This is a genomic window from Flexilinea flocculi, from assembly GCF_001192795.1.
GTDB classification, from domain to species: domain Bacteria; phylum Chloroflexota; class Anaerolineae; order Anaerolineales; family Anaerolineaceae; genus Flexilinea; species Flexilinea flocculi.
In genome coordinates, this window is record NZ_DF968181.1 from 1,378,610 (window position 1) to 1,396,742 (window position 18,133).

General features: G+C 40.0%; 14 protein-coding genes. 7 read left to right on the forward strand and 7 right to left on the reverse strand.

What is annotated here, in order from left to right; translation table 11 throughout:
• Positions 1-22 precede the first annotated feature (22 nt).
• The gene (gene ilvD / locus ATC1_RS10590; protein ID WP_062281640.1) at positions 23-1,690 is read right to left on the reverse strand and encodes a dihydroxy-acid dehydratase; all 1,668 of its coding nucleotides are present in this window, start codon (positions 1,688-1,690) and stop codon (positions 23-25) included.
• Positions 1,691-2,335: 645 nt separating this feature from the next.
• On the opposite strand from ilvD, the gene ATC1_RS10595 reads away from it, so the two are divergent.
• The 3 genes from ATC1_RS10595 to ATC1_RS10605 all read left to right on the forward strand — a co-directional run bounded on the left by ATC1_RS10595 (position 2,336) and on the right by ATC1_RS10605 (position 5,190).
• Complete coding sequence (locus tag ATC1_RS10595; protein WP_062281643.1) at positions 2,336-3,322, forward strand: carbohydrate kinase family protein; 987 nt, start codon at positions 2,336-2,338, stop codon at positions 3,320-3,322.
• Positions 3,323-3,449: 127 nt separating this feature from the next.
• Positions 3,450-4,811 carry a GH1 family beta-glucosidase gene (locus ATC1_RS10600; RefSeq protein ID WP_062281647.1) on the forward strand — a complete coding sequence of 454 codons (1,362 nt, stop codon included), beginning with the start codon at positions 3,450-3,452 and terminating at the stop codon, positions 4,809-4,811.
• A gap of 121 nt (positions 4,812-4,932) precedes the next feature.
• Positions 4,933-5,190, forward strand: a complete 258-nt coding sequence (locus ATC1_RS10605; RefSeq protein ID WP_330218457.1) for an endo-1,4-beta-xylanase — start codon at positions 4,933-4,935, stop codon at positions 5,188-5,190.
• 3 nt (positions 5,191-5,193) lie between these two features.
• Here the strand turns inward: ATC1_RS10605 and ATC1_RS10610 are convergent, their stop codons facing one another.
• Genes ATC1_RS10610 through ATC1_RS10625 form a run of 4 tightly spaced genes read right to left on the reverse strand, consistent with a single transcriptional unit; the run spans position 5,194 to position 10,092 of the window.
• On the reverse strand, positions 5,194-5,751 hold the full coding sequence (locus ATC1_RS10610; protein WP_062281654.1) for a histidine phosphatase family protein: 558 nt from the start codon (positions 5,749-5,751) through the stop codon (positions 5,194-5,196).
• Positions 5,748-7,547: a glucosyl-3-phosphoglycerate synthase gene (locus ATC1_RS15005; RefSeq protein WP_201777276.1), complete on the reverse strand. Its 1,800-nt coding sequence runs from the start codon at positions 7,545-7,547 to the stop codon at positions 5,748-5,750. Before ATC1_RS15005 ends, ATC1_RS10610 begins: the two co-directional genes overlap by 4 nt.
• Positions 7,544-8,770, reverse strand: coding sequence for a glycosyltransferase family 4 protein (locus ATC1_RS10620; RefSeq protein WP_062281657.1), 1,227 nt, complete (start codon positions 8,768-8,770; stop codon positions 7,544-7,546). The genes ATC1_RS15005 and ATC1_RS10620 overlap by 4 nt, the downstream gene beginning before the upstream one ends.
• A complete protein-coding gene (locus ATC1_RS10625) occupies positions 8,767-10,092 on the reverse strand; it encodes a glycosyltransferase family 4 protein (RefSeq protein WP_201777277.1) in 1,326 nt (441 codons plus the stop codon). The genes ATC1_RS10620 and ATC1_RS10625 overlap by 4 nt, the downstream gene beginning before the upstream one ends.
• A 145-nt stretch (positions 10,093-10,237) precedes the next feature.
• Between ATC1_RS10625 and ATC1_RS10630 the strand changes: the two genes are divergently transcribed.
• On the forward strand, positions 10,238-11,908 hold the full coding sequence (locus ATC1_RS10630; RefSeq protein ID WP_062281664.1) for a sugar phosphorylase: 1,671 nt from the start codon (positions 10,238-10,240) through the stop codon (positions 11,906-11,908).
• A gap of 104 nt (positions 11,909-12,012) precedes the next feature.
• On the opposite strand, the gene ATC1_RS10635 is transcribed toward ATC1_RS10630, so the two are convergent.
• Complete coding sequence (locus tag ATC1_RS10635) at positions 12,013-13,050, reverse strand: LacI family DNA-binding transcriptional regulator (RefSeq protein WP_062281667.1); 1,038 nt, start codon at positions 13,048-13,050, stop codon at positions 12,013-12,015.
• Between the two features lie 627 nt (positions 13,051-13,677).
• Between ATC1_RS10635 and ATC1_RS10640 the strand changes: the two genes are divergently transcribed.
• The 3 genes from ATC1_RS10640 (at position 13,678) to ATC1_RS10650 (ending at position 16,971) form a co-directional block, all read left to right on the forward strand.
• On the forward strand, positions 13,678-14,673 hold the full coding sequence (locus ATC1_RS10640) for an aldo/keto reductase (RefSeq protein WP_062281670.1): 996 nt from the start codon (positions 13,678-13,680) through the stop codon (positions 14,671-14,673).
• Positions 14,674-14,705: 32 nt separating this feature from the next.
• Positions 14,706-15,848 carry a Gfo/Idh/MocA family protein gene (locus tag ATC1_RS10645; protein ID WP_062281675.1) on the forward strand — a complete coding sequence of 381 codons (1,143 nt, stop codon included), beginning with the start codon at positions 14,706-14,708 and terminating at the stop codon, positions 15,846-15,848.
• A 424-nt stretch (positions 15,849-16,272) separates the two neighbouring features.
• On the forward strand, positions 16,273-16,971 hold the full coding sequence (locus ATC1_RS10650) for a glycerol-3-phosphate acyltransferase (protein ID WP_062281677.1): 699 nt from the start codon (positions 16,273-16,275) through the stop codon (positions 16,969-16,971).
• Positions 16,972-16,982: 11 nt separating this feature from the next.
• On the opposite strand, the gene ATC1_RS10655 is transcribed toward ATC1_RS10650, so the two are convergent.
• Complete coding sequence (locus ATC1_RS10655) at positions 16,983-17,669, reverse strand: CDP-alcohol phosphatidyltransferase family protein (RefSeq protein ID WP_172667767.1); 687 nt, start codon at positions 17,667-17,669, stop codon at positions 16,983-16,985.
• Between the last annotated feature and the right edge of the window lie 464 nt (positions 17,670-18,133).

Here is an 18,133-nt window from a genome sequence, read left to right on the forward strand (position 1 = left end):
ATTCCCTGTTATTTCGATTGAACTACGATAGCAATACTGCGCCAGAATCAGCGCTGGTGACCATTTTGGAATAACGTCTTAACCAACGGCTTTGAACATTTGATTCGAATTCAGGCAGACTGTCCAACCTATTCTGAATTGTTTCTTTTGATAGCAGAACGTTCAGACTACGATGATCCAGATCGATTTCAATCATGTCACCTGGTTCAAGGGCGGCAATAGGTCCTCGAGCAGCTGCTTCCGGAGAAATATGGCCGATACAAGCGCCACGAGTACCGCCGGAGAATCGTCCATCTGTAATTAATGCGACCTTGTCGCCTAATCCCATCCCCATGATGGCACTTGTCGGGCTCAGCATTTCTTGCATGCCGGGGCCGCCTTTGGGACCTTCGTATCGGATCACAACTACATCTCCACTTTTCACGTCACCACGCATAATTCCTTTTGATGCTTCTTCTTCTGATTCAAAGATTCTGGCAGGACCAATAAACTTCATCATATCCGGACTGACACCGGCAGTCTTGATCACAGCGCCGTCAGGGCATAGATTCCCAAAAAGAATGGCGAGACCACCTTTTTGTGAATAAGCTTGTTCATAGGTATGAATGACTTCTTGATCTCGAATTGAAACGTTTGAAATGGATTCTCTTAAAGTTGTTCCGCTGACAGTCAGACGATCAAGGTGCAACCCACAATGATGTCGATCAATTTCGTTGAGAATTGCAGGGACACCGCCGGCGCGATGGACATCGTCCATATGCCATTTTCCAGAAGGACTGATTTTGCACAAGTGGGGTACTCGGTCGGCGACGTCGTTAATTCGTTGAAGCGGGTAATCAATTTCTGCTTCATTGGCGATTGCCAGCGTATGAAGGACTGTATTTGTCGATCCTCCCATTGCCATATCCAGAGCGAAAGCATCATCCAGCGCATCCTGAGTTACGATTTTTCGCGGTGTGATATCTTTTTCGATCAATTGCAGTATTAAGGACGCTGCACGATCTGCTAATGTATTGCGTTCATCCGAAAGCGCTAAGGCGGTCCCGTTGAAAGGAAGCGCTATGCCTAACACTTCCATCAGACAATTCATCGAGTTTGCTGTAAACATTCCCGAACAGGATCCACAAGAAGGACAGGCATAGTCTTCCAATGTCTTCAAACGGGCAGCATCGATCTTTCCGCTTTGATATGCGCCCAATCCTTCAAAAACCGAAATCAAGTCCAATGCTTCACCCTCTGGAGTTTTACCGGTTTTCATTGGACCACCGGAAACAAAAATGGTCGGAATGTTCAATCGCATCGCAGCCATAATCATCCCCGGTACAATCTTGTCGCAATTTGGGATACATATCATTCCGTCAAATTGATGGGCTTCAATCATGGTTTCAACACAGTCTGCAATTAATTCACGGGATGGAAGAGAGTATTTCATCCCTTTATGCCCCATGGCGATTCCGTCATCAACTCCGATTGTGTTGAACTCAAAGGGAACACCACCTGCTGCTCGAACTGCATTTTTTATTCGGCTGCCAAATTTTTGCAGATGAACATGACCTGGAATGATATCGATATAGGAATTGACGATAGCGATAAACGGTTTTTTCATATCCTCATCGGTTACTCCTGTTGCTTTTAGCAGAGCGCGATGCGGTGCGTGTTCAATACCTTTTTTGATTTTATCTGAGCGCATTAATTCTCCTCCGGTGAGAAAAAAATATAAAAAAAAGACCACCCTTTTTTGATTGGGTGGTCCTGGTTACGTTTGTCAGTCGTCTTTGGTGTATTGTTATTTCACCGTTCCTTTTCCATTCCAATCAAAAGTAGGCTCTCAAGAAGGAGAGCCAAAATAATGATGATAATGGAAAGAGAATAATTAATAAACATTGTTTTTATTTGTTTTCTATGATGAACTTCGTTTTAAATTATCAATTTATGAAAAATTATCAAACATTCGAAAGAATGTGTCATTTATATCATCTCTTGCATTTCTGTCAATGGTTTTAAAGAAAAAAATTGAAAATCATGACAGTCTATCTATGTGACATGAGAAATTTAAAATTGGAATTCGTTCCTGCGATTCTACGTAGTGCACAAGAATATTTTTTTTCAAAAGAGTGCTCCAAAAAATGGATTACTGTCGAATTAGCAGTTCTTCGAAATATCGACTTGTAATGCAAATCAGTCCTCCTGACAATTCGAATTGTTGGCATCTGTTTCACGTTAACAGTTTTTTCGCGTAAAATTAAAGCCTATTTGTATATCAATGATATTTTCCTTATCAACAGAAACAGACAATTTCGTGTTTCATAAACAACAATAATTTCGGAGTAAAAAAATGGCAAGGTTAATTTGTGCAGGTATGGCAGTTGTGGATATTCCGTTAAAACCGGTTGACAGGAGTATTTTTGATGTGGATGGATTTGAATTAGAAAAAACTGTCATGAATTCCGGAGGAGATGCTTTTAACACTGCAATTAATTTGGCAAAACTCGGTATGAATCAGGAAATGAAGTATGTCGGTATGGTTGGAGATGACATTTTCGGCAGCTTTATTCTTAAAGTTGCCCAGGAAAAAGGGCTCAATACATCGGGAATTGGAACGACTCAGAAGGCAAGTACAGCAACAAGCTTTATATTGATTGAAAGTTCGGGTGAACGTCATTTTATTTTCACAAGCGGCGCCAGCAGGGTGATTGATGAGAATTTTGTCATTTCACATTTGGATTCAGATACGGAGTTTTTGCATATTGGAAGCCTGATGACGCATCCGAAGCTTGAATTTGATCATCTTGAGCGGCTGTTCCGCTATGCACGCGATCACAACATCAAGACAAGTTTTGACGTGACACATGACTCAGAAGGGCTATGGTTAAAACGGATAGAAAAAGGATTACCGTATACCGATACATTTTTTGCGAGTTATGAGGAAGCCGTTTCCTTATCCGGCGGTTTGAAAAATCCGGATGAAATGAGCAGATTTTTTCACCAATTTGGAATAAAGAATTTTGTCTTAAAATTGGGTAAGGACGGTTGTTATGCAACCGATTATCATAATGTCTATCAAGTCGAAACGTTTACGGAATGTCCGGTGGTTGATACGACAGGTGCCGGAGATGCGTTTGTTTCAGGATATTTATTTGGGATTTTGAAGGGTTTTTCAATGGAAGAATGTTGTTTACTTGGAAATGGAAATGGTTCATTAAGTGTCGGAGCTATTGGAGCAACGACTTCAACAGGGACTGCCGAGCAATTGAAACAATTCTTTATCGATCATGGCACAAAAAATCTTAAGGATCCGAACTCTTTTTTGAAAAAGTTTTAGCATTACAACAATAAAGAATCTTTCTCATATTTCAAATTGCTGTTTTTAATATATAAAAAAACAGCGCTTTACCCGTTGTTCTACTCTTTCCGCTAAATCATACGAAACCTATAAAAGGACCAACCAAATGACTCAATATTTTTTTCCAAAAGGATTCCGCTGGGGTGCATCTACATCTGCTTATCAAATTGAAGGCGCTTGGAACGAAGATGGGAAAGGAGAATCTATTTGGGATCGTTTCACACATTTGCCTGGAAATATACTGGATGGTTCCAGCGGTGATATCGCTTGTGATCATTACCATCGCTATCAAGATGATATCCATTTGATGAAAGAGCTTCATCTGGATGTCTATAGTTTCACAATCTCCTGGACAAGAATTATTCCGGAAGGTCGCGGCAGGGTTAATCAAAAAGGGCTCGATTTTTATCGGAGATTGACAGATTCCCTGTTGGAAGCTGGAATTACTCCCTTTTCAACGCTTTATCATTGGGATTTGCCGCAAACGCTGCAGGATGAAGGAGGATGGCAGGTCCGGTCAACTGTTGATGCGTTTGTTGAATATGCCGATGTGGTGAGCCGTGCCTTAGCCGATCGTGTGAAACATTGGGCTACACTCAATGAACCGTGGTGCGCCAGTTTTCTCAGTTACGCAATCGGTGAACAGGCACCCGGAATGAGAGATATGAAAGCTGCGGTCAAAGCTTCTCATCATTTACTGCTTGCCCATGGGTTATCCGTTCCGGTTATTCGTAGTAATAGTCCCCAATGCGAAGCCGGCATTATTCTGAATTTCTCACCAAGTGAACCGGCGTCACTAAGTAATGCGGATTATCAGGCGGCAAGAAAGTATGACGGATACTTTAATCGCTGGTTTTTAGATCCTCTTTTTGGAAGGTTGTATCCAGCTGATAAGACTGCAGAATATTCTGAAGCCGGCTATCTTCCTCAAGATTTGATAAAGCCGGGCGATATGGAAAAAATTGCCGCTCCGATCGATTTTTTAGGCGTTAATTACTATAACCGAAGTGTGCATCGTGCTGAGATTCCCGAGGATCAAAATTTGCCGCAGACAAATTTTGTCGCTCCTGAATCTGAATGGACAGATATGGGCTGGGAAGTTTTTCCCCAGGCTTTATATAGGCTCTTATGCAGACTTTACTTTGAGTATCAGATACCGAAACTGTATATCAATGAGAATGGTGCGGCTTATTCCGATTCACCCGATAAGTCCGGATCTGTGAAGGATGTCCGGCGGATTCAATTTCTTCGAGATCATCTGATTCAGGTTCACCGTGCAATTCAGGCTGGTGTTCCCTTGGCGGGGTATCTTACATGGTCTTTCATGGATAATTTTGAATGGGCAAATGGTTATACCAAACGATTTGGATTAGTTTGGGTAGATTATGAAACACAAAAAAGAATTTTCAAGGATAGCGCATTTTGGTATCGAAAAGTGATATTGGATAATGGTTTTACAACGGATTAGGATTCGATACCATTTTCCTCTGCATCAGTAAAGATTCGATTGTTGGCGTGAATATTGTTAATAATCAATCATTAAGGCGCTAAAAGCTCGTTATAGAAACTGGTTTTGTTATCGTGAAAAAATCGCATTGCAAAGTCAATTGTATGCGGATATGATGCAAGCTTGTATTGAATCCGGTGTCTGTATCGCTTTTTTAACCTGGGGTGTGAGCGATTCAATGAGTTGGATTTCTGCCAAGATCAGGAATAACGTATATGATATTCCTATTAAAGATGCTGCGCCTTTGTTATTTGACGCAGCCTATCAGCCGAAGCCGGCTTATTTTTCTGTCCAGAAAGTTTTGCTCAATGCGCTCAATTCGATGGAGGAAAAAAAGTAGCGATTATTTCCAATCAATCCAGATTGGTTCAGTATTGGATGGAATCAAATCATAAGCTTGCTCCATTGGAATATCCTTAATTTTGCATAGAATCAACGCAATAGCCAGACCGTGTGAAATGATCAGAACAGCGCCATCCGGATATTTCGATGCAATTTCTTCAATAGCTGTAATCACACGTGTACTGACTTCTGAAAGGGTTTCACCGCCGGGAGGACGGACATTATGCGGATTCGTCTCCCTTTGCTGCCAAATTTCGTTGTATTTTAATTTAATATCATCCAGATGCTGCCCTTCCCATACGCCTTGATTAATTTCACGTAAACGGGAATCCAACTGGACAGGAATCTGAAAATAATCGGATATAATACTGGCGGTTTCAGATGCCCGTAATAAATCGCTGCTAAAAATGGCGTCAATCTGGCGGTTCTGTAATTGTGGAATCAGCGATTTCGCTTGTATCTTTCCGGTTCCATTCAATGGAATATCACTCTGTCCGGTATAACGTCCCTGAACGTTCCAATTAGTCTGTCCATGACGTATCAGGCATAAATGGGTCATTTTTTCAACTTCTCGTAATATTCTTTAATCGTTATCATAGGAGGCCGTTCCAATTCCGCTATTTCAACAACGTCAAGGAAGTTACCATCTTTACTCGAATGAATCAGCTTCATCGTTTTATTAACATCTTCAATGATGGATCGTTCATACCGTGGTTCGAGTTTTTTCAATACCGCTTGAATGATAGCAAACGACATTTTACTCAATGCTTCCAATTCTTGATTATGATGAACGCGTTCCAGCAGATTCACTTGTGCAATCGCGTTTAACCCTCTTTGTTCGAAAACGTCGATTAATAAACCGATCTCGACACCATATCCGGAAAAGAATACCGATTTTTCCAAAGTCTCTCGGCGTCCGGCGTATTCACCGGACAAAGGTTGGATAATTCCTGAAAGTTCCGGGTAAAACAGGTTAATTAATGGTCTGGCAGTCAGTTCCGTTACCCTGCCGCCTCCCTCTGTTTGCAATCTCCTTCCAACTTTTAACGGGCGACGATAAAAACCTTTAACAAATTGGACATGTTCATTTAAAAGGAGCGGCCCTATAATTCCGTATACAAAGCGCGGATGTATATTCACAATATCCGTGTCAATCCATGCAATTATGTCCCCTTTTGTTACGAACAGGCTTTTCCAAAGAGCATCTCCCTTGCCAATTCTTGCACCCTGTTCAGGTAAAATTTCCTGATGAATATATACAGGAACTCCCAGCGATTCTGCTATCTGGCGGGTGTTATCTGTCGAATTCGAATCGATCAATACGATTTCATCCAACAATGGCAAATCATTCATTAATGTTTTTTTAATGGTGGAAATGACTTTCCCTACCGTTTCCTCCTCATTTAATGCTGGAAGCGCCAAACTGATCGTGGTTCCGCTTTTTTCTTTAAGATCCATCAATTGACGAAAATCCTCGAATTCATCTGCGTGATAGGTATTTTCTGCAAACCACTTATCAACCAAAATCGAAATAGCTTTTGATCCGGAACTTTCGTCCATATTTGATTCCGCAGTCGTTTTTTTGGTTTTCACGATCATAATGGTGGCTTTTGATTCATGCAGCAATTTTTCTGCAACTGGTCCAATTTTTGATCCTGTCATGCTGGTATTTGCAGTTACGCCTAAAACAACAAAATTGTACTTATTCGATTCTTCTAAAAGGGTCTGGACATAATCCGGTGTCACGATGGAGCGGAAATTAACTTCTGGCAGTTGTTGAAGGATGTGTTTATACCCTTTAAATGGGGCTTCATTTTCCCTGCTTGCATCTTTTTCGGAAAAAGACAAATGGACAACGTCTAATTGAGCCGGTTTCAAATATAGACCAACTCTCAATGAAAGTTCCGCATGCGGACCGCCACGAACTGGAATAAGCATGCGATCAAATTCGATTTTTTCAGATCCGCGAATTAGGGCGACGTCGCATATAGAATTTGAGATCAGTTCAGAAGCTGAAATGTTGCAGGCAATATGGTTGTCATTGATTTCTGTCAAAAACAAGTCCGGTTTTTCTGCAAGGATGACTTTTTGGAGGTCAATCCAGGGAGTATCTGAAACAATTACATTTGATTTATAGCGGATTGCCGGCCCTTCGCTGATTGCCAACAAACGTTTGCGTAATTCTCTGGCAGTCAATGCTCCTGCGCTGATTGATTCACCTTCTGATATTGCAACAACGCCGACAAGAATCACTTCTTCAGCAATCTCTTTTGCGATAGTAAGCGACGCATTGCCTGTCGTACCGGTACAGATGGGTACCAGTACAGATTTTATTTTTGGCAGAGTTTTTTTCATAACACAACTTTCTTTAGCAGAGGTTCCATAATTTTTTGGTAGATTGAATCCCAGGTGTAGATTCTTTTTACTCTTCGTGACCAGCGCAATGTTGCTTCTTGATTTAATCGCTGATCAATGAGAGCTGCAATGGCGGATGGTTCATCGTGAACGTTGAAATAAGTGACATCCTCTTTGCCTAATTCCCGAAGAACAGGAATATCAGAACAAAAGACAGGTAGAGAACTGAACGCAGCCTCAATTAATGGAATTCCGAACCCTTCTTCAAAACTCGGAAACAGGAGTAAATCAGAAAGACGATAAAAATCAGTTATTACAGAGTCAGGAATGTAGGAGTTTGTGATTTCCGCAAGAAAATGAACAATCCCTTGTAAATGTAAATCATTACGCAGCGTCAATAATTTCTGCTTATATGTTGCATTTTGAGGGTTGTGAGGTCCTTCCGGACCGGTTATGACAAGCATCGTTTTCGAATATATTTTTTGAAGTTCTGAGATAATATAAAGCGCTTGTTCGATATTTTTTCTGGGAGTTAATCGGGCAGGCAAAAGGACTAACGGATCTGCTTCGTATAATTTCAGTTCTTCGATTAATTGTTTTGTCTGTTTTTCAATTTTTAGAAATGATTCCATATTCACGCCGTTAGGAACGACATAAATTTGTTCAACTGGGATCTTCAGCAACTGACTTAACTCATTTCGTCTGGTTTCAGAAACCACGACATGAGACGCCCACGACCATTGATCACGCAGCAAATCCCAGGGATACCCTTCATGCAGATCATTGTGGCTGCGGGATGCAGACCAGGATAAATCATGGTGCCAAAGGATTAAATGAGGAAATCCTGGTGTCTGATTCATATCGTAGAGTGCAGCCGTCAAGGGAAGATTCTTGTTTAATGTAGCTATGTTATGAGCAATAATAATATCGAAGTTCTTAAAACAGATAGCAAGCTGCTTTTTTAACCAATCTCTTTGTTTGTCAAAATCTGCGGTGTATAAACCCTGGTCAAGCTGTTTCTTGATTTCCATGACCTCAGAATTTCGTGAGTCGAGCTGTGGGATTATCCTGACAGCAATATTCGGATGAAATGGTTTCCCACGTCCGGCAAAAATGGTCACTTGATGGCCGGCATTTGTCATAAGAAGTGCATGTTGAGCCATGACGCTTTCCACACCACCAATTATGGGAGGCGACGAATAATGAATCAGCGCGATTCTCATAATCTTTCTCCATAACAACCGCTCAATAACAGCCTTAATCGATTTTCAAGCATAGTAAAGGAGTAATAGCGTTGTGCAAGCTGATAATTGAATTCTGATCGTTGTTGAGCCTCTTCCGGATGAAGCAACTGCTTTCGAACTTGATCAAGTGTCTCTTCACTGATAAAACCATCAAATTCTATAACCTGAAAACCTTTTGGTTTGATATCCGTTTCATATATTGAATAATTGTTAACAACTAACGGGCGTTTATAGTATATTGCTTCCAGAAAGGCATTGCCAAAACCTTCAATTGCTGAAGGATAGGTCACCAGATCTGCGAATGGGTAGATATCTTCCAAGGTATAAATCTTTCTGCCATCAGTTGTAAATCCTCGCTGATTACTGATGATGTCCGAGACAAAATTGACTGTGACTCCCAATAAAGAGGCAAATTCATGAATTCGTTTTTCATAAGCCGTTCCTTCATCACCCGCTGCATGCGAAATTACCAACTCTGCCGGCAGGTTCAGACGGCGTGTCAATTCAATTGCATGTTCAATTCCTTTACGTTGAATGATTCTGGTCGGCTGAAGAATCAAAAACTGACCGGGACCAAGTCCTAAATCTGAGCGAACAGATTTCGTATAATCATCCTGCGGGAGCGGCGGCTTATCAAAATCCATTACATTTGGAATCACCATCGATGAAACACCAACTTTCGATGCTAACTGTCGAGCCTGAATGGTATTGAGGACAACATGTTGAATGGACGGCAGATCAGGAGGAAATGCGGTTGAAAGGTAATCTTGAACAGAATTATTGATGAATCGCTGCCTTTCCCAATAGAAATCATGATGATGAGCAATGACAGGAAAACCCGTTTCGGCAATAAATTCGGTGATTGCCAATCCAAGCGGAATATTGACAGGAATTGTGATGGCATTCTCTATGATTAATACTTCTAAATGGAATTTAAATGCAAATTGATAAAGATGTTCTTTGAAATAATTTTTTAGATCTTGGATTTTTTTTGAAGTCTTGGAAGATCGGATATATATTGAAAAATAATCTTGATACAACGTTTCAAATTCCGGATGTAACTTTCTGGATTGGTGCAGTTTTCCCCATTCTCCATTGAAAACTGTCTGCGTAATGGCATCAATTTCAGGATGCCGATAAAATGCTTCCGGAACAATATAACTTTGATCCTGCGGGCGATCACATTCTCCGCAAAAATAGAAACATTGATATCCCATACGTTGCAATACGGAAGCCCATTTCGCAGTTTCCAGGGAAACTCCGTCGTTCCCCGCAAATCGGGTAGATATGAAACCAATCAATCGTGAGTGTGTCAGTTTAATTCTCCTTTTTAACGAGCTATCTCATTTCCCTAATATTCATTAAATAATTAATATAATCCATGGAATCGCTGCAGAAAAATTAAAGGGGAGAAGACTCTATTGATAATACAGTACAATAAAATTTATGGATATTAATATTTATACCATATTATTAACACGGTTATATGGTGATGTCATTGCAAAAGAAGCCATTATCCGTCTGATTGATATTATTGAAAGGCATCAAAATAAAATTGCTGATCGTCTTTTTTCGTTTGATTTATCGAGGGACGTCTGTAATCCTGTGCTTTTGATAACCTATCCGGATCAAGTTCAGACTTTCAATCAGCCGCACTTAAAGACGTTGAGCGCTTTTTGCAAGAAGCACTTTCAGAACATCGTCAGCGGGATCCACATATTGCCTTTTTTCCTGTGGTCTTCAGATGATGGATTTTCAGTTATGAATTATCGAAAAGTGGATCCATCCTATGGCAACTGGGACGATATTGAGGCAATCGGAACGTCATTTGATCTGATGATCGATAGCGTATTGAACCATGCGTCTGCACAGGGGGACTGGTTTCAGGCTTTTATTCAGAATGAAGTACCCTATAACAATTATTTTGTGACGATCGAGGGGAATCCCGATCTTTCAAAAGTAGTTCGCCCAAGGACTTCTCCTTTGCTGACTACAGTTCAAACCCGATCCGGATTAAAAAAGGTCTGGACAACTTTTGGATCAGATCAGGTGGATTTGGATTATAAAAATCCAGAAGTATTGCTTGAAATGATCGATATAATCCTTCTTTATATCAGTCATGGCGCTCGATATCTACGTTTAGATGCGATTGCTTATTTATGGAAAGAAATCGGTACATCCTGTATTCATTTACCGCAGACACATACCGTCGTCCAACTATTGCGTTCTATTTTGAATGATGTCGCACCGGAAGTTAAAATCATCACAGAAACCAACGTGCCGCATCATGAGAACATTTCTTATTTTGGAAACGGAACGAATGAAGCCCATCTGGTCTACAATTTTGCATTACCTCCATTCGTTTTGCACACATTATTGACTGGTGATGCGACTGCGCTTTCTGAATGGGCTGCCAACCTTGAATTACCATCACGGGAAACCACTTTTTTTAATTTTCTTGCTTCTCATGATGGAATCGGATTGAATCCGGTTCGAGGGATTCTGAGCGCTAAGGAAATTGATCAACTGGTGAAACGAATTTTAGACCACGGCGGTTTAATTTCTTATAAAACAATGGCAGATGGTACTCAAAGCCCATATGAAATGAATATCAGTTATTTTGACGCAGTTTCAAATCCTAACACGGATGAGCCGTTATCATTAAAAGTAGATCGGTTTATGGCTGCTTATTCGATTGCGCTTTCATTAAAGGGAATCCCCGGTATCTATTTTCACAGTATTGTCGGTTCCCGAAGCTGGCTCGCAGGTCCGCAAAAGACCGGACAGAATCGATCGATAAACCGCCAAAAATTTGATCGCGATGCTTTATCATCAGCATTATCCAATCCGGATACGCTTCAGGCGCAGGTGTACCGTCGATTTCAGCGATTGCTTTCTCAATATCGAAACGCTCCCGCATTCCATCCATATGGAAATCAAAAGATAATTCAGGCTGGAAAAGAAATTTTTTGTGTGCTGAGAAGTTCATGCAATGGAAAAGATTCAATCCTCTGTCTGCAAAATGTGACAAGTGCATGTCAAAGCTATCAAAATATTCTTTTACAGCCTTATCAAACTGTTTGGATCGATCATCCGGATCCTTCGATATTGATTTGATAAACCACAACAAAAATACTCCCTTTCATAATTTGAATCACTGGAGATGCCATGGATACAAGTAGAATTCTTGGATATTAATAATGATTGGGATAATTTTCTTTTTATTGCAGCGAATCGTCAGAAGAACAACCGCAGGATTGGCGAATAATCAGTTCTGAGGGGATGATGGAGTGATTCACGTTCATATTCGGATTTTGTTTCATCATAAAGAGCAAGTCAATCGCTGTCTGAGCAATTTTGATTAAAGGCTGCCTGATTGTAGTAATTTTTACCGGAGTGACTTCCATCCAGTCAACCGTATCGTAACCGATGATCGCAATTTCTTCCGGGATTTTGTAATGGTAATGCATAGCCGCTTTATACACTCCCAGTGTGATGGATTGACTGATGCAGAAAATTGCGTCAATTTTTTGTTTCTCGATCAATTGATGGGCGATTTCAAAGGCATCTGTTCCCATATAATCGGTTTCTTTGACTAATTCCGGATAATAGAGATTGTTTTCTTTTAATGCATCTTCGTATCCACGGATGCGGTCGATTGTGTTCGATCCATATTTGGGCAATGCGATCAAAGCGATCCGTTTTCTGCCATGATCAATCAGATGGTTTACGGCTCCTTTGCTGATCTCATAATTATTGGTTGTGACACTTGCGATTTCCAATGGCGTCGGAAGCGTTCTTTCGATGCATACGATAGGAATGTCCGTTTCTTTTTTTACGAAATACAGATGGTCATAGTTTTTTGATAGAACAGGACAAATGATCAGACCATCCACTCGTTTTGAAATCAGGTTATTTACCGCATTGATTTCGATTTGGTCATTTTCTTCCGTGGAGATTATTAACGTATCCATATGCTGTTCCGAGGCTGCCTTTTGGACAGTTCGGACCATTGCGGGTGTGACCGGGCTGGTAATATTCGTCAGAATCAGACCGATGGTATTTGTTGCATTACTTTTTAGGCTGCGGGCAATAAAATTTGGAGCGTAATTCAATTGCGCAATGGCATTCAATACTTTTTCTCGGAGTTCTGGTGCCACATATTTATCTTTATTATTCATCACAACCGATACTGTGGAAACAGAAACGCCAGCCAGTTTGGCAACATCGACTATCGTAGAATTTCGACTTGTACCCATAGTGATTTCCTTTAATGGCTCTGCTTTCCCAGCAATTCGAAATATGGATTGATTTTTCGAATCAATCAAGAAAATTTGTTGTTCTTATGGTTTTTGTTCAAAGATAAAAACCATAAGAACAACAAAGAATACTTTTCATATTTCGAATTACTGCTGCTTTCCACTTTCGTTTCAGATTGCTACCGAACAGGTTTTTATGCCATGTTTCTTGCTGAAAGATCCATAAGGTTCGAATAAAATATATCATTGTTAGTGAATGGTATTATATCTTGCAAAAAGATTTGTTTACCATGTCAATTATCATGAAAAATCTGACTGCATAGATATGAAAAACCATCATTATCAAGTTAAAATCTTTTTGTCCAAAAATTGATTCCAATTCTTTTCCGATTTCGATTTTCCCCCCTTAAGAAAAATTGATTTGCTATGGTTGAATGGAACAATTTTCAACGGGAAAATTGTTTGATGATCCAGGGAAAACTTATTTAGCAGGTTTCAACTCTGTCATGATTTTTGTATGACAATTATCACATTGACCTTTTTTCGAATCTAAAATACTATTAATTTTATTCAGCGAAACGTTTTTCTATTCAATTATATCAGAATTGGATTTTTCAAGGATTAAAAATGAAATATTCAAAATTTGCAGATGATGATTTTAAAGTATCAAAAATTTGTCTCGGAACAATGAATTTTGCGGATCGATGCGACTATAAAACTTCTGAGGAGATTGTCCGACTTGCCTGGGAACTCGGGATAAATTTTATCGATACAGCCGCGATGTATTCCAATGGAGAAGCTGAGCGGTATCTGGGAAAAGCAATGAAGGCGCTTCCACGTGAAAAGATTTTTTTGGTAACCAAAGTCGTAAAAGGAATTGATCGAGATAGTATTCTTTCCGGAATTGATGAGAGCCTGGAAAGACTTCAGACGGATTACGTGGATTTGTACTTGATTCATTGGCCAGTGGCGGGTATGGATCTTGTTGAGATGATGGAAAGTCTGAATCAAGTTGTTCATAGCGGAAAAGCGCGAAATATCGGTGTGTGCAATTTTCCGGCGTATTTACTGGCAGCCGGCAACCGAATTGCTCAGGAAAGAGGATTGAAGAAACTGAATTGCAACCAGGTAGCATATAACTTAATTGAACGGGGAGTTGAGGTTGAAATTCTGCCACAGGCTATTTTGGAAAAAATTGCAATTATGGCTTATCGACCGCTTGCAATCGGACTATTGACCGGTAAATTTTCACAGGGGATGAAAATGGATCCGGCGACTCGCGGTGCCACGGATGCTCGTGTCATCACCTGGCTTTCTGATTATGGAAAAAGTGTCGATCGATTTGTCCATTTTGCTGAGAAGAAAGGTGTCAAACCGGCGCAATTGGCTGCCGCATGGGTATGTCATTCCCCTGCAATTACAGCTCCGATTATTGGCGTCAGCTCGACAAGGCAGTTGTTATCATCGGTAGAAGCGATCAATGTCGAATTATCCGATGAAGACTACAATTCCGTAACAGAAATATTTCCAACAGAGGTTTGGGAAGAAAGTTTGCAGTTATTCCCAGGTCTGAAATTTAATTTTCCAAGACTGCGAAGAAATCTTTTTTTGCATAAAGCTTAATATTTATCGGCGGATTCCAGGGAATACCACAGATGGAGAAAATTCGGACAGCAATCATTGGATGCGGAAAAGTAGGCGCAACCCATGCGCTCGCATATTCAACTTTAGAAAATTCTCAATTTTCAGCGGTCTGCGGATCCAAGCTTGAGAAAACGATCGCGTTCAGCAAGGCATATGGTGTACCGGCTTATACCGATATCGGAAAAATGATTGCCGAAAACGATATTCAGGCAGTATCTATCTGCGCTCCCCATCCATTGCATGCGGAACTTGTCCGCCAGGCAGCGAGCGCCGGGGCACACGTTTTATGTGAAAAACCTCTTGCTGTCACTCTACAAGATTGCGATTTGGCAATTCATGCCTGCGAAAAAGCAGGTGTAAAACTGAGCGTAATCAGTCAGCGCAGATATTATCCGGCTGTCGTTCGAATGGCAGATGCGGTTCATTCCGGAAAAGTTGGCAGACCGATCATCGGTACAATGACCGTATTAGGATGGCGAAGTCCGGAATATTATTTGTTGGATCCATGGCGTGGAAAATGGAAAACGGAAGGCGGCGGTGTTATGGTAAATCAGACTGTTCATCAGCTTGATTTGCTGCAATGGATGATGGGTCCGATCGCTGAAGTGTTTGGTTATTGGGATAATTTCAATCATCCTTCTGTCGAAATTGAGGATACTGCAGCCGCAGTAATTCGTTTTCGAAATGGCGCAATTGGTCAATTTCTTGTGTCCAATTCTCAGAAACCTGGATTCTATGGAAAAATCCATGTGCATGGTGAAAGCGGCGCATCCGTTGGTGTTCAAGTAGATGGCGGGACTCCCTATATCTCTGGAGTATCTTCAGCGGTCGATCCGTCTTTTAATGATATTTGGACAATTCCCGGTGAGGAAGCGAATTTGGAAATTTGGCAGAAACAAGATCGGGAGATGGCCAAAACCATCGATCCGATGAATTACTATCATCAACTGCAAATAAAGGATTTTCTGGATTCGATCCTTCAGGATACTGAACCGCCGATTAACGGGTATGAAGGCAGGAAAACAGTCGAATTGTTTACCGCTGTTTATCGATCGCAAAGGGATGGAAAGCCGGTCAGCTTTCCGCTTCCTATCGAAGAAGATGAATCTTTTGACGGCAGATATTCCTATTTGCCATATTCAAAACGAAAATAGCGTAACGATCCGTTTTCTATATATCAATAAGCATGTTTGTAATTCGAATTGCTGGATCAAGACAGCAATTCGAATAAATACTCGACAATTTTACTGAGAAAAAAACTTATTGATTTTGTTGTTTTTGTAAACGAAACACGAAAACAACAAATATTTTCGATTGGTTCGAAAGATTGATTAATATATTGAAATGATGCTATAAATTATGAATTGTTGATTATCAATAGTTATAAATTCTTGAGAGAATCGATTAATTGATTATATTTATTCCCGTTTTGCACAAATAAAATTGATCGATAATCTCTCCTGTATTTTAAATTACTGATCATCAATTGATTTATTTCTTCTGAGCGCTATAATGATTCTAAATTCATGTTGGTATTTAATGAATCCATGCAAATCCTTGATGAACCAGGGGGAATAATTGAAAATTCCGTTGATTTTCTTTCTGATGATTGCCGGATATCTGCTCGGATCGATTCCTGCCGCTTACGTTGTCGGAAGAATTGTTAAGAAAATCGATCTACGGCAATACGGCAGTGGTACTGTCAGCAGCTCCATGGTATGGGAACATGTCGGGCATTGGGCAGTAATTCCAGTTGCGTTATTTGATGTTTTTAAAGCGTCAGTTCCGGTTTGGTTGGCAATCCATTTTAATCTCGGGGAAATTGTTGCGCTGATGATTGGTATTTGTGTCGTTGCTGGACATAATTGGCCGATTTTCTTGAAATTTCAGGGTGGAAGAGGATTGAGCCCGATGATCGGAATACTGCTGGTCCTTTTTCCACCTGGAGTAGTATGGCTATTATGTTTTTTGCTTCTTGGAAGACTATATGAACCACCGATTATGGCATTGCTTGGATTAATTACTTTGCCAATTTTGGTAATCCTGATGAAAGGATCAAAAGTAATCTATTTTGCGGCAGGATTATTTTTGCTGATTACATTAATGAAGCGATTGGAAGCAAATCAACGTGCTCTCCCATCAACAATAAAACAAAAATGGAGTGTGCTGCTGTTGCGATTATTATATGACCGGGATATTAAAGATCATCAGGCATGGATTCACAGGAAACCTGAAAATCAAGCGAACTCAGCTTCTTCAAATCCAGGTGATTCATGAGATCAGGCATTTCATTGAAGTTTTTCTGAATCTTTTCTTTCAAGTATGCGAGCAGTCTTTAAAGAAGAACATACGAATGTGACAAAAAACGTAATCGATAACAATATAATTAATATGTCAAAAAAAGTAATCGATCTGTAAAACGGAAGCGCCACATTAATCTGAAAAGTTCCGAAAATATAGATTAATATACATATCATAATTCCAAAAACGCGAACTTCAGTGGGACCTATTTTGCCGTAAGAGATCTTAAACACACCTTCAATGTATGTAATCAGGTAAGTATAAATTGACATTAATAAATAGCCGATGACTCCAAGAAGCGCGATTTCCAGGGATACATAGGGTGATAAACCCAGTCCTGTATATATTAAAAAGATACTGATCGAATCGATGATATGATCGATGAAAAAGCCATAATTCGGCCTTTCGATCTTCCGATATCTGGCAAGCGTTCCATCCAGACTGTCCCCAAACCAGTTGATAATGAATCCTGCACACGCCAACCAGGCATAGGCAGGGTGAAATGTTGTTAATCCGAAACCGGCAAAGACACATAGCGATCCCAGAAATCCAATGGTTGTGAGATGGTCAGAGTTAATCCAGTAAGGCATGTGTTTTGCAAACCATTGCAATGCTGGTCGTTCGAATGGCCCTAAAATCGTTTCATTGATACGAACTTGTTGTTTATTTCCCATATTCTCTGTTTGTTTTAACCTCAGAAAAATTGTTTTTTGCTTATGAGAAAAGTAAAAAATTTCGATTATCAATATATCTATTCTCAAATTATAACATTCGAAAACGTTCATTTTCAGTAATCAACAATTCCTCTTAAAAATCGAATCGCTGCTCAGGAATCAGTCAGCAATTCGAAAAGCTTGGTTATATTATGAATCATTAAGTAAACAGAAAAGCTGAATATTTATAATTATTCAATTTGAAAGTAATGATATTCATAAATATATAGAATAATAAACAACACTGATGATTGTCACTATATTTCAGAAAAAACTCATAACACATAACTGAATCATTTGTTAAATAGAGACAAAGATGGTATGATTGTGCTGACTAGGGATAAATCAATTATTTTTTTATTCAACGCGCATATTTTCTTCCTTAACATCATTGTTTTTAAGGAGAATATTTGGCGTATCCCGGA

Bases quoted from the DNA above. Each gene is read 5' to 3' on its own strand.
- ilvD (WP_062281640.1), bottom strand. From the start codon at position 1,690: ATGCGCTCAGATAAAATCAAAAAAGGTATTGAACACGCACCGCATCGC.
- ATC1_RS10595 (WP_062281643.1), top strand. From the start codon at position 2,336: ATGGCAAGGTTAATTTGTGCAGGTATGGCAGTTGTGGATATTCCGTTA.
- ATC1_RS10600 (WP_062281647.1), top strand. From the start codon at position 3,450: ATGACTCAATATTTTTTTCCAAAAGGATTCCGCTGGGGTGCATCTACA.
- ATC1_RS10610 (WP_062281654.1), bottom strand. From the start codon at position 5,751: ATGACCCATTTATGCCTGATACGTCATGGACAGACTAATTGGAACGTT.
- ATC1_RS15005 (WP_201777276.1), bottom strand. From the start codon at position 7,547: ATGAAAAAAACTCTGCCAAAAATAAAATCTGTACTGGTACCCATCTGT.
- ATC1_RS10620 (WP_062281657.1), bottom strand. From the start codon at position 8,770: ATGAGAATCGCGCTGATTCATTATTCGTCGCCTCCCATAATTGGTGGT.
- ATC1_RS10630 (WP_062281664.1), top strand. From the start codon at position 10,238: ATGGATATTAATATTTATACCATATTATTAACACGGTTATATGGTGAT.
- ATC1_RS10635 (WP_062281667.1), bottom strand. From the start codon at position 13,050: ATGGGTACAAGTCGAAATTCTACGATAGTCGATGTTGCCAAACTGGCT.
- ATC1_RS10640 (WP_062281670.1), top strand. From the start codon at position 13,678: ATGAAATATTCAAAATTTGCAGATGATGATTTTAAAGTATCAAAAATT.
- ATC1_RS10645 (WP_062281675.1), top strand. From the start codon at position 14,706: ATGGAGAAAATTCGGACAGCAATCATTGGATGCGGAAAAGTAGGCGCA.
- ATC1_RS10655 (WP_172667767.1), bottom strand. From the start codon at position 17,669: ATGGGAAATAAACAACAAGTTCGTATCAATGAAACGATTTTAGGGCCA.